General features: G+C 56.7%; 15 protein-coding genes. 5 read left to right on the top strand and 10 right to left on the bottom strand.

Features of this window, described 5'->3' with window-relative positions:
• Nucleotides 1-231 precede the first annotated feature (231 nt).
• Nucleotides 232-468: a hypothetical protein gene (locus SIB58_RS10675; RefSeq protein WP_066906961.1), complete on the top strand. Its 237-nt coding sequence runs from the start codon at nt 232-234 to the stop codon at nt 466-468.
• Between the two features lie 54 nt (nt 469-522).
• Complete coding sequence (locus SIB58_RS10680; protein ID WP_066906957.1) at nt 523-750, top strand: DUF1651 domain-containing protein; 228 nt, start codon at nt 523-525, stop codon at nt 748-750.
• Nucleotides 751-1,096: 346 nt separating this feature from the next.
• Here SIB58_RS10680 and SIB58_RS10685 read toward each other — a convergent pair whose 3' ends face one another.
• The 6 genes from SIB58_RS10685 to SIB58_RS10710 form a co-directional block, all read right to left on the bottom strand.
• A complete protein-coding gene (locus SIB58_RS10685) occupies nt 1,097-1,342 on the bottom strand; it encodes a hypothetical protein (RefSeq protein WP_066906955.1) in 246 nt (81 codons plus the stop codon).
• A gap of 87 nt (nt 1,343-1,429) precedes the next feature.
• Nucleotides 1,430-1,777 carry a hypothetical protein gene (locus SIB58_RS10690; protein ID WP_066906947.1) on the bottom strand — a complete coding sequence of 116 codons (348 nt, stop codon included), beginning with the start codon at nt 1,775-1,777 and terminating at the stop codon, nt 1,430-1,432.
• Between the two features lie 145 nt (nt 1,778-1,922).
• Complete coding sequence (locus SIB58_RS10695; RefSeq protein WP_066906944.1) at nt 1,923-2,642, bottom strand: rubrerythrin family protein; 720 nt, start codon at nt 2,640-2,642, stop codon at nt 1,923-1,925.
• A 192-nt stretch (nt 2,643-2,834) separates the two neighbouring features.
• Nucleotides 2,835-3,275, bottom strand: coding sequence for a DUF192 domain-containing protein (locus SIB58_RS10700; protein ID WP_067325956.1), 441 nt, complete (start codon nt 3,273-3,275; stop codon nt 2,835-2,837).
• Nucleotides 3,275-3,994, bottom strand: coding sequence for a winged helix-turn-helix domain-containing protein (locus SIB58_RS10705; protein ID WP_066906939.1), 720 nt, complete (start codon nt 3,992-3,994; stop codon nt 3,275-3,277). Before SIB58_RS10705 ends, SIB58_RS10700 begins: the two co-directional genes overlap by 1 nt.
• A complete protein-coding gene (locus SIB58_RS10710) occupies nt 3,991-4,899 on the bottom strand; it encodes an NAD(+) kinase (protein ID WP_066906936.1) in 909 nt (302 codons plus the stop codon). The genes SIB58_RS10705 and SIB58_RS10710 overlap by 4 nt, the downstream gene beginning before the upstream one ends.
• 445 nt (nt 4,900-5,344) lie before the next feature.
• On the opposite strand from SIB58_RS10710, the gene SIB58_RS10715 reads away from it, so the two are divergent.
• Nucleotides 5,345-7,063, top strand: a complete 1,719-nt coding sequence (locus tag SIB58_RS10715; protein WP_231884146.1) for a hypothetical protein — start codon at nt 5,345-5,347, stop codon at nt 7,061-7,063.
• A gap of 5 nt (nt 7,064-7,068) precedes the next feature.
• On the opposite strand, the gene SIB58_RS10720 is transcribed toward SIB58_RS10715, so the two are convergent.
• A complete protein-coding gene (locus SIB58_RS10720) occupies nt 7,069-8,712 on the bottom strand; it encodes an ABC1 kinase family protein (RefSeq protein ID WP_066906930.1) in 1,644 nt (547 codons plus the stop codon).
• 154 nt (nt 8,713-8,866) lie between these two features.
• Complete coding sequence (pheS, locus tag SIB58_RS10725; protein ID WP_067325962.1) at nt 8,867-9,874, bottom strand: phenylalanine--tRNA ligase subunit alpha; 1,008 nt, start codon at nt 9,872-9,874, stop codon at nt 8,867-8,869.
• A gap of 71 nt (nt 9,875-9,945) precedes the next feature.
• Between pheS and surE the strand changes: the two genes are divergently transcribed.
• A complete protein-coding gene (gene surE / locus SIB58_RS10730) occupies nt 9,946-10,755 on the top strand; it encodes a 5'/3'-nucleotidase SurE (protein WP_066906924.1) in 810 nt (269 codons plus the stop codon).
• On the opposite strand, the gene SIB58_RS10735 is transcribed toward surE, so the two are convergent.
• A complete protein-coding gene (locus SIB58_RS10735; protein ID WP_066906921.1) occupies nt 10,740-11,300 on the bottom strand; it encodes a DUF3611 family protein in 561 nt (186 codons plus the stop codon). The two genes, surE and SIB58_RS10735, sit on opposite strands and share 16 nt — an antisense overlap.
• Before the next feature lie 59 nt (nt 11,301-11,359).
• On the opposite strand from SIB58_RS10735, the gene SIB58_RS10740 reads away from it, so the two are divergent.
• Complete coding sequence (locus SIB58_RS10740; RefSeq protein WP_067325965.1) at nt 11,360-12,286, top strand: bifunctional riboflavin kinase/FAD synthetase; 927 nt, start codon at nt 11,360-11,362, stop codon at nt 12,284-12,286.
• A gap of 74 nt (nt 12,287-12,360) precedes the next feature.
• Here SIB58_RS10740 and SIB58_RS10745 read toward each other — a convergent pair whose 3' ends face one another.
• Nucleotides 12,361-12,495, bottom strand: a complete 135-nt coding sequence (locus SIB58_RS10745; RefSeq protein ID WP_255355638.1) for a hypothetical protein — start codon at nt 12,493-12,495, stop codon at nt 12,361-12,363.
• Nucleotides 12,496-12,505 lie beyond the last annotated feature (10 nt).

Raw genomic sequence — 12,505 nt, forward strand, 5'->3', positions numbered from 1 at the left:
TTCCAGCCCATGATTGGGGACAGCCAACGCTTGGGGACAGCCAATTCTCCTGCCTGGGCAGTCGCGCTTGCTGTCTTCGTTTTTTGCTTTCAAACGGCAAAAGCGATTCAAAAACCTTGAAACAGAGCTCTCCTCCGCCTGCTAGGCACTGCCAAAATCGGCGGACGGGTGCAAACATTCAAAGCGCTGCATTGGAGGCTTGCCGGTAGCGCTGATCTCACAATCACAACCATGAAACGCCTCTCCACAATCACAGCCGCTACCACTGCCTCACTGCTCCTAGCAGGCTGCCAGTCGAAACGAGACATTTGCCTCGAGTACCTAGCCAACCCTCGCCCTGATGGTTACGAGAGCTTGGAGCACGTCTCTGAATACTGGGAACGACTTGGCATCAATGCAGAGGTCCCAAACACCTACGACGATGGCTTTGAAGGGATCGAGCTGTTTTGCCAGACCCACAAGCATTGACCATAATACACGTGTACCACTACAATCAATGGTCACTTCCGAAAGCAAAGAGCGATGGATGGATGGCTGAAGGATCCAAAGGGATTCTGGTACGCAAGGTTTCACAGAGATCCCAAGGCCTGGGCCCTGAACGCAGGGGTGGTGGTTGATAACGGGAGACCCATGCCTGGTGATGAGCCTGCTCTTCTGAAGACCCGGCGAAGCATGAGATACGAGGACGCCGTTGCTCTGTGGTTCCAGCTCAAGCAATATGGCTGGACCGTGACTGAAGCAGCCTGGTGAACCCGCAATAAGCACTTGCAAAAGCAAGGAACTGAGATCAAAACCGGAACGAACGTCCAACGACCTTGCTTCCAGACCTCGATTGTCTTGAGTGGCGCTTTCTGCACCTGTTCAGACGGAGTCAATCGCCAGGCAATTCAGAACGTGAAACAATTGCCTGGACAAGCGGCACGAACAACTCAGAGACCAGTACACCAACGAACACCTACAGAACCGATGAATCAGCGGGCACGCTTCTACAATCGCAGTAGAAGAGAAAAGCGCAAACAAAGTGCCTGAACCTGGGAGAACCCTGTCCACAGCGATGATGTCAATCAGCACTCATACAAGAAATCACGAGAGACATTCACCTGATTTCATCACTCTCAGGCCTGACAATCGTCAATTTCCGTTCAAGTTCAAAATCCTCAAACAGAGCTGCAGCGTCATAGGCCTGTCCATTACCGATTAAATATCGAATCCTTTCTTGCCACCATTGCTCAACCTCACGGCAATAATGATCGTCCGCCTCATAGAACAAGGATGACATGGGAGATGTCATAACTTTGGCGCTTTGGCAGATACTTGCTCGAACCGCAAGCCGTGCGAGCATGATTTATCACAGCAACCAACATCACATGAAGCAGGTCTGTTTTTAATTGTTGTCAATCGAAGTGTCCATTGCCCAGGCCCGCTATCGCTAGCGTGCATAGCGATTGATCAACATAGTCATATTCGAACTGTAAAGCCTTGGGAGCTTGTTGTCATGAATCAGACCAACATCAATTGCTTTTTTGTAAGCAGCCGCCTGCCTTCTATAACGATCTTCAAGAGCTTGAACTTTTTTAAGGCAATACTTGGTTTTCTTCCCTCTTGAGGCAGATTCGAAATTGATTTCAAGATCTGCGGCAAGAGATGCCACTTCCTGGAGCCAGGCCTCTAGGCCAGCATCACCACCAAACTCAATCACATCCTTGAGACGAAGCCACTCTTCATTGGGCTTTGATCTGATTTGACCAACAAGTTTTTGCAGATAACAGGAGATCATTTTTTACAACTCCAAACAATTTCAACATAGCCCTGCTGAGCCAAAGCCGCATCATTTGTTAACAAGAGTGCCGCTGATGAATGGCACCCTGGTGGAGCTGACGACCATCAGCAGGATCATCAACAGCTCTCAACATCAAGGCTGCTTAGGCAGCCTTCAGCTGAGCGGTCCGATAAGGAACGAAACTTGCTTTTGTAACACCACAGATTGGACAACTCCAATCATCAGGAATGGCTTCAAATGGTGTGCCTGGAGCAATACCTGAATCAGGATCACCGGCCACAGGATCATAAATCATCGAGCATTTTTTACAGATCCATTGATCGGAGACGGGTTGTTCCGACTCGCCAGGCTCTCCATCACCCTTCAGTGCAGAAAGAGCCACTCCGTAGCGATCAGCGTGATGTTTTTCGACCGCAGTCAGGAGGCCGAAGTTCTTAGCAGCTGAATGAAACATGTTTGCATGCTCTCTTGATTCTTCGCCCTGCTCTTGGAATTCCTCACCTGCAGCGTGATCCTCATCTTGGTGAGCCTCAGCTGCAAACGCTGGATACATCGAAGTGAATTCATACACCTCGCCTTCAATCGCCAACTCGAGGCACCGGGCTAGCAGGATCTGCTTGAAGTCTTCACTGAGATCCTCAGGATTGTCAAACACCAGTTCTGGATGCAACAGACGAAAGTGAGCAAACGCATGCTCTGTTTCCTGTGCTGCAGTCTCTCGAAACAAACGCGCAAGCTCTTGATTACCGAGCTTCTTGGCCACGTCGGCAAAGAACAGATACTTGCGGCTCGCCATGCTCTCACCGCCGAAAGCTGCCTCCAGGTTGGTCTGAGTGGAGGATTGGATTTTGAGTGAATTCATGACCGCCTCTATGAGGGACGTTTTTGGTTTATTGCCCTGATATCCATCCCTAAAGGGAGGATAACCGTCATCCAAGGTTCGGTAAAAAGAACAGCTATTTCAAAATCTCACCAAGCACAAGCAGTCATGACTCCACAATTCTGAGCTCATCAACTTCCGCACTTTTCAACAGTAAAAGTGCGGAAAACGACGTTAATCGCCGCTGATTGCTTCAATCCTCACTGCATCACCCGAGCGAATGTTCAAGCGCTGTGCTTCTCCCGCGCCAATTTCGATCACACCATCAACAAAATCAGCTCGACCATTGCCATCAGCATCAGCCCAATAGGAGCGACAAGGCAATGCCGCACATATCGGCACGTTGGCTGCGATGTCGAGCACCCTGCCATCGCGGATAAACACCATGTCCAGGGGAGCGAGCGTATGACGCATCCAAAAACGCAGCGGCTGAGAGGGGCGGGCCGGAAACCACATGCCTCGGAGAGGCGGCAGTGGCGGGCGCTGCATCAGACCACGCCACTGCTCTTCAGGCTGATCAGCCACCTCCAGATCAATACAACGCGCAGGGTGCTGCTCCAGGCACCAACGCGCTTCGATCGGCAGGATCTGAGGGGGCAGAGGTGGCTGATCCATCAGATGTGGCGCAGACTCGGGAACCCGTCGTTGAGGCAGTAGCCGCGACCACGGATCGTATGAATCAAACGAGGCTCCCCGCCTTCCTCGAGTTTCTGGCGCAGATAACGCACATACACCTCGATCACGTTGCTGGAAGAACCCTGGTCCTCCTTCCAGACATCCCGCAAGATGCGATCTCTGCTCACAACCCTGCCTCGCTCCTCCATCAACAGCAGCAAGAGCGCATATTCCCTGGCCGTGAGGACAACAGAGCGGGAACCGCGACAAACCTGCCTGCAACTGATATCCACGCTGAGATCAGCGAGCTGCAGCAGCGGGGGTCTCAGTGCACTGCGGGAGTGAATCGAAAGATGCAAGCGCAACCGCTGCAGCAAATCGCTCGGGGCACTGAACGTGAACCAAAAATCATCCGCACCACAGGCCAACACCGACTCCCGGGCGGCAATGCTGTCGTCGCTCACTCCGATCAGAATCGGCAGTGACCCAAAACGAGAGCGCAACTCGAGAACCCTTGATCCCTGGTCGCTTGCCAGGACCGCAGCAACCGGAGTTGGATTGGAACCGCTAACTGGCCCTCTTTCAGCTCCATCGGTCCAGTCGATCGGAACGTATCCCGAAGCCCTCAGACGTTCGGCCAGAGCTGCTGCCTCGTAGCCAACCAGCAGCACAACGGCATCCTGCAAGCTGGCTGCACTGGAGCCTTGCTCAACGGTCATGGACGATCAGGCTTAGCCACATGCGGCAATCCCCAGCCCAGTTTGTTTCGGAGAACCTGGAAAAACTCATGGTCCCTGAGACGCACAAAGCGAACGGGATGATCACTGCGGCGAATCAGAACGCGATCTTCCGGCCATACATAACAACCTGCACAGCCGTCCACCACCATCATCAGGCGTTCCGGTGTGGCGGGAAAGACGGTGACCGGCTCAGCGTCACTGAACACCAGCGCCCTTGAAGCCAGGGAATGGGGAGCGATCGGCGTGAGCTGCAGCACCGGACAGTCCGGAGTGATCACAGGTCCACCGGCACTGAGTGCATAGGCGGTAGAACCCGTCGGGGTCGACAGAATCACACCGTCGGCGGAGATATCAACCGGAGCATGGCGTCCAATGGCGATCTCGAAATGACACATGCTCGTAAGCGGTTCCCGGTGCAACGCCATCTCATTGAGGGACAACGCTTCCCAGCGGCGCTGATCACCGCGCATCACACTCACCACCAGATTGGCCCGCTCTTCGATGGTCCACTGCTGGGTGAGCACCTGCTCCAGGGCATGATCCAGATCGTCGAGGTAAGCCTCTGCCAGAAAGCCGAGATGTCCTGTATTGATGGTGAGAATCGGCACTCCCACAGGAGCGGTCTGACGCGCTGCCGACAACACCGTGCCATCGCCACCCAGCACGATCGCCAGCACCATCGCCTGATCAAAGCCCTCCGGCACACAGGCGTTGTACCCGAGCATGCGCAGGTGCTGATCAGGATTGGCAAAACCCACCATTCCACCTGAGCTGCTGGCGCGGATCACTTCGTGACCGCCCCGCTCCAGACGCGACTGAATGGTGCTTGCAGTTTCAACCGCCTGAGGCTTGCCGTCATTGACGATCAGTCCGACACGGGGCACCGATCGCAGCAGGCAACATCGGATCCACTTTATGAGAAGGATCCTGCTCCGGCCCTCAGATTTGCGGATATTGATCTGCGGAGACTCTCTGACAGCGCTTGAAGAGCCCCTGCGAAAGGCTCATACTCCCCCTACCCAATCGCCGTATCGCTCTGCAGCCATGGATTCTCAGCACACCACCAAGCTGACACTGCTGCTGACTGCGATCGGTTTCGGTATCGCATCCTGTTCCTTCGTGGGTGACCCGAGTCTCAATGGCCAGGCCTCGTTGATGGGGCAACCTCTGCAGCAGGCCTCTGTGAGCCTGTGGGAAAGCCGGGGTGGCGAAAAGCCAAAACGACTGCGAACCGTCCGGACCGATAACAAAGGTTTGTTTCGCATTGCTCTCAAGCAAGAACCTGGCCGGGTTCACTACCTGGTTTCACGGGGAGGACGTGTGAATGGAATGGAGGCAGACAAGCTTTCCATGCTCACCGTGTTGGATGACCATGCAAGCGACAGCATCAAGGTCAATGAGCTGACAACGATCGGATCGGTCTGGCCCAATGCCCAGCAACTGCAGGGAGATCTCCTCAAAGGCAGTGCCACGGCGTTGAGCATTGGCTCATCACAAGTGAAAAATCTGGTGAACCAAGGCACAGGAACATTCGGCGACACCCTCTTGAACGGCAGCAATCTGCTGAACTCCGAGACCGCAGCCAGAATCAATGTGCTCTCAAATCTGTTGGCATTGTGCGGAAGCAAAGCACAAAGCAATGGTTGCAATCAGCTACTGAAACTGACCGGTTCGGATGACACATTGGCGGCCATGACGTCAATCGCACGCGAACCCTGGAGAAATGTCAAAGACCTCTATCGACTCTTTGTGAAGAGCTATCCGATTGACCCAAACACACAACTTCGCGCCACTGCAACCAAGCCGTATCTTCTTTTCGAACCCAAAAGTTTCTCGCTATCACTTCGATTTGAAGGCGGCGGAGCTCTAGCGCTCGGCAAAGTGATGATCGACCACAAAGGGAATGCCTGGAGTGGTGCCAACTGGATGCCGGGCTCGCAATCAGGAGTGATCAACAGCATTGGAGGAGGGGTCACCCGTTTCGGGCCGGATGGCACAGCTATTTCTCCAGCGATTACCGGCTACAACGGGCAAGGTCTGAATGGCACTGGCTGGGGAACAGGTATTTCCGAAAAATATGCTTGGGTCGGCACATTCAACAATCGTGTCGGCGTGTTCTCGCTTGAAGATGGTGAAGCCTTAGGCCCAGCCACGATTGACGAACCCGTTGGAGAATTACAGGGAATCGCTACTGCCAGGAATGGCGATGTGTGGATTGCCGACAACACAAGCAATCACATGATTCATTTCCCAGACGGCGACTACACCAAAGGTAAAAGACTTTCAATACCAGGACTCAAGGGACCTTTTGGAGTCGCCGTGGACGATCAAAACCGTGTATGGGTGAGTAGCAGTTTCAACAACAAGATCACTGTTTTTTCTGCTGAAGAGCCTGATCAAACCAAAACCGCTGAGGTCTATCTCGGGACACGCGGAATCGCCGTGGATTCGACAGGTCATGCCTGGGTGGCCCAGCAGACAAATTCAACGAAGGGAGCCCCTGGACCTGGAGGAAAAATTCCACCAGGGATTCCAGCCATTCCACCACAACCGAAAACCATCATGCAGGAATTCACTGCAGGTGCGGAATACTATATTGATAACCCCAAACTGACTCAAACAGGCTCTTTAGCAGTTATCTCACCCGACATTAAGGTCGTACAAAATAATGTCGCAGAAGGCATCGCCTACATTCCATGGGGAGTCTCAATTGATGGCAAAGACAATGTCTGGGTCGGCAACCTTTACGGACAAAGCCTGATTCACATCTGTGGAATGAAACCAGAGAATTGCCCTGAGGGAAAAACAACTGGCGATGTCATTCACAATTACCAGAGTGGAGTCATTCAGATCACAACTGATGTCGTTGTCGACGATGCAGGCAATCTCTGGAGTGCCAACAATTGGTTCGAAGGCGATACCGTCATCAACAAGACTTATACGGGCAGAACTTCAACATTCCCTGGCGGCCAGGGCATTGTCGTTACTTATGGGGTTGCTGCACCAGTGCAGAGCCCTTTGATGGGCCCGGTGCGTCGAACCGACTGAGGCATTCAGCGTCTGCTAGATCGCAACAACGAGACGATCAACCAGATCCCGAACACGGTGGCAACAATGAACAGCACCTCGCTCACATTGCGCAGTAGCTGCTGTTGAGCAAGGGTGGCCATCAGTGTGGCGCTGAGCAGCAGAGCCGCCACCAGAATCGCCAGAGACACGCGTCGCGACAAACGATCCAGGGTTCTGCGCAGGGATTCAAGGCCCTCAATCTGCAGGGCAAATGAAAGCTCATCACTGCTGAAACGCCGCAGCAACTGACTCAGCTGTCTGGGTGAGTCAATCGAGAGGTTGCGCAGGTCAAGGCCGAACTGCATCAAACGCTGCTGCGGCAACATCACCGATCTCGCCAGCAGTTTTGCCACCAGAGGCTGCATCTCACCGGTGAAGCTGAAGGCGGGATTGATCGAGCAGCCCACGCCCTCCAGATTCGTGACCGATTTCACGAACAATCCCAACGTCCCTGGCACACATAGGCCCGTTCGGTTGGCTAGTTGCAGCAGCTCTGCCAGGAACAGCGCGAAATTCAGCTCCTGCAGCGGCTTAGAAAAACTGCGGGAAATCAGCTGATCCAGCTGTCGCTGCAGCTGCTGGCGATCCACCCGCACGCCGCGTGCAGGCGGCGCAATCTGCTCCAGAAGATCGGTGGCGCGCGCGCCGTCCTGATTGATAAGTGCCAGCACCAGATCCAGCAGGTTGCTGCGGGTGCGTGGATCAAACTGACCCACCATGCCGGCGTCAAGCAGGATCACCGTTCCATCAGCCTGGACCTTGAGATTGCCGGGGTGAGGGTCGGCATGAAAGAAGCCCTCAACGAAATACTGCTCGACAAAGGCCCCCAGCATGGCGCTGGTTGTGGAGGCGATGCCTGGACCAGCCTCCAGGGACTGTCTCGCGGCTGCAGTGAGGATCGGATCGCCATCGATCCACTCGAGCACCAACACCCGCTGACCGGAGAGGTTCTCCTCCACCTGCGGAAGCCTCAGCTTTCCGTCGGGCACAAAGCTGGAAGCAGCGAGGCAGCGCTGTAGCCGCAAAGTGTTTTCAGCTTCAATGCGGAAATCCAGCTCGCGACCAAGAGCTTCGAGAACTTGGTCGGCAAGCCCCACGAAGTCGTATTGGCTACCGAGCGCAGTCGCCGAAGCCATTGCGGCGATTTTGCGCAACAGACGACCATCCTCCTGCACCTGTGATTCGATACCAGGCCGCAGCACTTTCACCGCCACCTTCTGCCCGTTCTTGAGATTGGCGCGATACACCTGGCCGACACTGCCTGCGGCAATGGGTTCTTCTTCAAAACTGCCGAAGGCTGAGCTGACGTCACAACCGAGCTCCTGCGCCATCTGTTCACGCACTTCCGGCCAGTCCGCCGGCGGAACATTGGCCTGCAGCTTGCTGAGCGCCTCGATGTAGTCATCCGACAGCAGGTCCGGGCGCGTGCTCAGCAGCTGACCCAACTTCACATAAACGGGCCCCAGTTCGGTGAGCAAATTGCACAGCACCGAAGGCAACGGCAGACGCGTCTCAGCCGCATGACCGCGGCGCAGCAACTGGGACAGGAACGACCACTCATGGCGACTGACGATCCGCACGATCTCCACTGCCCGCGTGGAACCGTCGAACACAGAAAGCACGGACATGCCTGAATCCGGGCGAAAACAGTTCCCGCATGTTGAGCCCTGTGCGAAAGAGCGTCAGCGCTCTGCCGTCAATCCGGAATAAATGGGATCAGCGACCGGAGAACGACGCGCAAGTTCAGACATCAATGGACTGCAGGTGATCACTGCAGCCTGTTCAAAACTGCTCCAGAAAACGCAGGTCACTGGTGTACAGACGGCGGATGTCATCAATTCCGTGGCGCACCATGCAGAAGCGCTCCACTCCCACTCCAGCCGCAAAACCGCTGTAACGCTCGGAATCCAGACCCAGACCGTCCAGTACTGCGGGATCGACCATGCCGCAACCCATCACTTCCAGCCAGCGGCCGCGCCACTGCACATCCACTTCGGCAGAAGGCTCCGTGAACGGGAAATAACTGGCGCGGAAGCGCACGGGCAGATCCCCGAAAAATGCCTTGAGGAAAGCCATCACCGTGCCACGCAGATGGCTGAAATCGAGGTTCTCGTCAATCGCCAGCACTTCCACCTGATGAAACACCGGCGAATGGGTTGCATCAACCGCATCCCGGCGATAAACACGACCAGGAGCCACAATCCTCACCGGTGGCGCATGGGTTTCGAGATGACGGATCTGCACCGGTGAGGTGTGGGTGCGCAACAACAGATTGTCTTTGAGATAAAAGGTGTCCTGCATATCCCGGGCGGGATGATCCGGCGGGATGTTCAGAGCGGTGAAATTGTGGTGATCGGTTTCCACTTCAGGGCCTTCAACCACCTGATATCCGAGGCCGCAGAACAGATCAACAATCTCCTCTGTGGTCATGACCAGGGGATGGCGATGGCCCATGGGAATCCCCTGGGCAGGTGCGGTCACATCAAGGGTCTCTGACGCGATTCGGGCTTCCATCGCTGCTTGCTTCACCGCCTGCAGGCGATCGCTCAGCAGAGTCTGAACCTGAGTTTTGAGCACGTTGGCGCGCTGGCCAACCAATGGCCGTTCGTCACCAGGCAGCTTGCCCATCGCACCCAGCACGCCTGAGAGACGACCCTTCTTGCCGAGCAATCCGATCCGAAGCTGCTCGAGGGCCTCGGCATCAACCGCTGCAGAGATCGCTTCAGCCGCCTCAGCTTCAAGCGCTTCCAACTGGTCGGTGAGCTGCTGCAGGGACACGGTGGCGCTCAAGGCTTTGACATCACGACAGCTGACTGTAAGCAGTGATCACGACTAGGTTCGCCCCACTGGTACGCAACCCCATGGCCCCGCTGCGGATTCTGATCAGCAATGACGACGGCATCTTCGCCGACGGAATCAAGGCCCTGGCCCAGGCCGCCGCGGCCCGAGGCCATCAGGTGGCCGTGGTCTGCCCCGACAAAGAACGCTCGGCAACCGGCCATGGCATCACCCTTCAGCACCCGATCCGAGCTGAGCGGGCCGACCAGCTTTTCGGCCAGGGCATCACAGCCTGGGCCTGCAGTGGGACCCCTGCCGATTGCGTGAAACTGGCCATCTGTGAACTGCTGGAGACCCCGCCGGACTTGGTGCTGTCGGGCATCAATCACGGTCCGAATCTCGGCACCGACATCTTCTGCTCAGGCACCGTGGCAGCGGCCTTGGAAGGCACCCTGGAAGGCCGTCCGGCCATGGCGGTGAGCAGTGCCTGCTTCAAATGGCGGGAATTCGAGGGGGCCGCTGTGCTGGCTATGGATACGGCTGAATCAGCGTTGCGGGAGGGCTGGCCTACCAATCTGCTGCTCAACCTGAACCTGCCCCCCTGCAAGCCTGAGACCATGGGGCCGATGCGCTGGACCAGGCTGTCGATTCGTCGATACAGGGAGCAGTTCAGTCCGCGAACCGATCCGCAGGGTCGTTCGTATTACTGGCTGGCGGGGAAACTGGTCGAAGACCTGAAGTCAGGGGGCGATGGTCCCCGCGACTGGCCCACGGACGTGGCCCAGATCGGAAACAATTCACCCTCGCTCACACCGATTGAGCCGGAACTGTTCTGGCGCGGATCACTGAGTGGCCTGCCCCAAGTTGAAATTGATGGTCAGCGGGTCCGGTAGATCCGCTGCAGCATCCAGAGCGAGAACAGCAAGCCGATCAGATGGGCGAACAGCACCTGGGTGTTGCTCAACACCGAGAGCATCTCCAGTGAAGTGATCGCCAGGTTTTCTGCTGCGCCAGCACCACCGATGGCAATGCCAGGAGTCTGAGAGGACGCCTGCACAAACAGGGCTCCGGCCAGAGATTGATACCCGATCGACGCGAACACCAATCCCAGCAGGTCCGCAAAAATTCCACGTTTGAGCAGACGGCTGGCCTCACCGCGGCTGGGGCGGGCGCCACTGTCTAAGGCACGGCCAAGACGCACGATCAACCACCCCTGCCAGAGGCTGAACAACAGGACTAAAAACGAAAGAGTGGTCAGCGACAGGCCCGGGCTCAAGCCAACGGCCCGATCGGCGTTGCGGGACAGGCTGCCGCCGATGTTGTTGAACAACAGCACCCCCACCACCACCACACCGAGAGCGGTCTGAATCCAGAAACGAATCCAGGCAGTGCGCCGCAGGCCAAGGGCCAGCAGCTGGAAGTCGAGCCGATCGGCCATGCGGGCGAGGAGGTCTGTCGTCCAAACTTGCCATCAACCACTGCACCGTGCACGGCCCGTTGATTCCTCTCTGCTCCCCTGAGGAGGCCCGCATGCCCACCGCCCTGGCGCTGGGCAGCTTCGATGGGCTGCATGCCGGCCACCGGCGGGTGATCGAAGCCGTGTGCCAGCACCCGGCAGGTGGAGTCCCCACGGTGGTGAGTTTCTGGCCACACCCGCGCGAGGTTTTGCATGGCGAACCAAGACTCCGCCTGGATCTGCCTGAGGAAAAGCTGCATCTGCTCGAACCACTTGGGATCAGGCAGTTGGTGCTGGTGCCCTTCGACCGCCAGCTGGCCCAGTTCAGTGCTTCCGAGTTTGTTGATCAGATTCTGATTGGCACGTTGGAGGCACGTCACATCGCCATTGGCGCCAACTTCCGTTTTGGGCGAGGACGCGAGGGGGGTGCCGACACGCTGAGCAGCTTGGCGGAGGCCGCCGGTGTGATGGTGAGCGTGCTGCCGATTCTGGAAGACCCTGGTGGTCGCATGAGCAGCAGTCGCATCCGTGAGGCCCTCTCAGAGGGCGACCTCACAACAGCCAGTGAACTCCTTCAACGGCCCTACCGCTTCCAAGGCGAGGTTGTGCAAGGCCGCGGCCTTGGCAGAAAGCTGGGATGGCCGACCGCCAACCTGCAGGTCGACGGCAGAAAATTCCTGCCTGGATTGGGGGTCTATGCCGCGCGGGCCTGGGTCGACAACGAGACGCACGCACTTCCTGCAGTGATGAACCTCGGCCCTCAACCCACCGTGGATCCAGCATCGCCTTCAGCGGTGGAGGTGCATCTGCTCGACGCCAGCCGCGAACTGGTGGGCCGAATTCTGCGGGTGGAACCCGTGGAGCGCCTGCGCGGCCAACAACGCTTCTCAGGCCTTGAGGAACTGAGTGCCCAGATCAGTCGTGATGCCCAGCAGGCGAGAGCTCGGCTTCAGGACACCGCTGGATAGGCGTTGGTTAGGCCCCACACGATGAAACTGAGTGCCCAGATCAGTCGTGATGCCCAGCAGGCGAGAGCTCGGCTTCAGGACACCGCTGGGTAGGCGTTGGTTAGGCCCCACACGATGAAAACGCCGATGCCACCGAGAAGACCGATGCCCCACACCAGAACATGCATCGTGCTTTCTGATCCACCGTTCTCCATTGCCACACCAGACATGAGATCCTGC

This window comes from Synechococcus sp. MIT S9504 (genome assembly GCF_047497135.1).
GTDB lineage: Bacteria > Cyanobacteriota > Cyanobacteriia > PCC-6307 > Cyanobiaceae > Synechococcus_C.

Bases quoted from the DNA above. Each gene is read 5' to 3' on its own strand.
- SIB58_RS10680 (WP_066906957.1), top strand. From the start codon at position 523: ATGGATGGATGGCTGAAGGATCCAAAGGGATTCTGGTACGCAAGGTTT.
- SIB58_RS10690 (WP_066906947.1), bottom strand. From the start codon at position 1,777: ATGATCTCCTGTTATCTGCAAAAACTTGTTGGTCAAATCAGATCAAAG.
- SIB58_RS10685 (WP_066906955.1), bottom strand. From the start codon at position 1,342: ATGCTCGCACGGCTTGCGGTTCGAGCAAGTATCTGCCAAAGCGCCAAA.
- SIB58_RS10735 (WP_066906921.1), bottom strand. From the start codon at position 11,300: ATGGCCGATCGGCTCGACTTCCAGCTGCTGGCCCTTGGCCTGCGGCGC.
- SIB58_RS10705 (WP_066906939.1), bottom strand. From the start codon at position 3,994: ATGACCGTTGAGCAAGGCTCCAGTGCAGCCAGCTTGCAGGATGCCGTT.
- SIB58_RS10715 (WP_231884146.1), top strand. From the start codon at position 5,345: ATGGAGGCAGACAAGCTTTCCATGCTCACCGTGTTGGATGACCATGCA.
- surE (WP_066906924.1), top strand. From the start codon at position 9,946: ATGGCCCCGCTGCGGATTCTGATCAGCAATGACGACGGCATCTTCGCC.
- SIB58_RS10695 (WP_066906944.1), bottom strand. From the start codon at position 2,642: ATGAATTCACTCAAAATCCAATCCTCCACTCAGACCAACCTGGAGGCA.
- SIB58_RS10745 (WP_255355638.1), bottom strand. From the start codon at position 12,495: ATGTCTGGTGTGGCAATGGAGAACGGTGGATCAGAAAGCACGATGCAT.
- SIB58_RS10700 (WP_067325956.1), bottom strand. From the start codon at position 3,275: ATGGATCAGCCACCTCTGCCCCCTCAGATCCTGCCGATCGAAGCGCGT.
- SIB58_RS10675 (WP_066906961.1), top strand. From the start codon at position 232: ATGAAACGCCTCTCCACAATCACAGCCGCTACCACTGCCTCACTGCTC.
- SIB58_RS10720 (WP_066906930.1), bottom strand. From the start codon at position 8,712: ATGTCCGTGCTTTCTGTGTTCGACGGTTCCACGCGGGCAGTGGAGATC.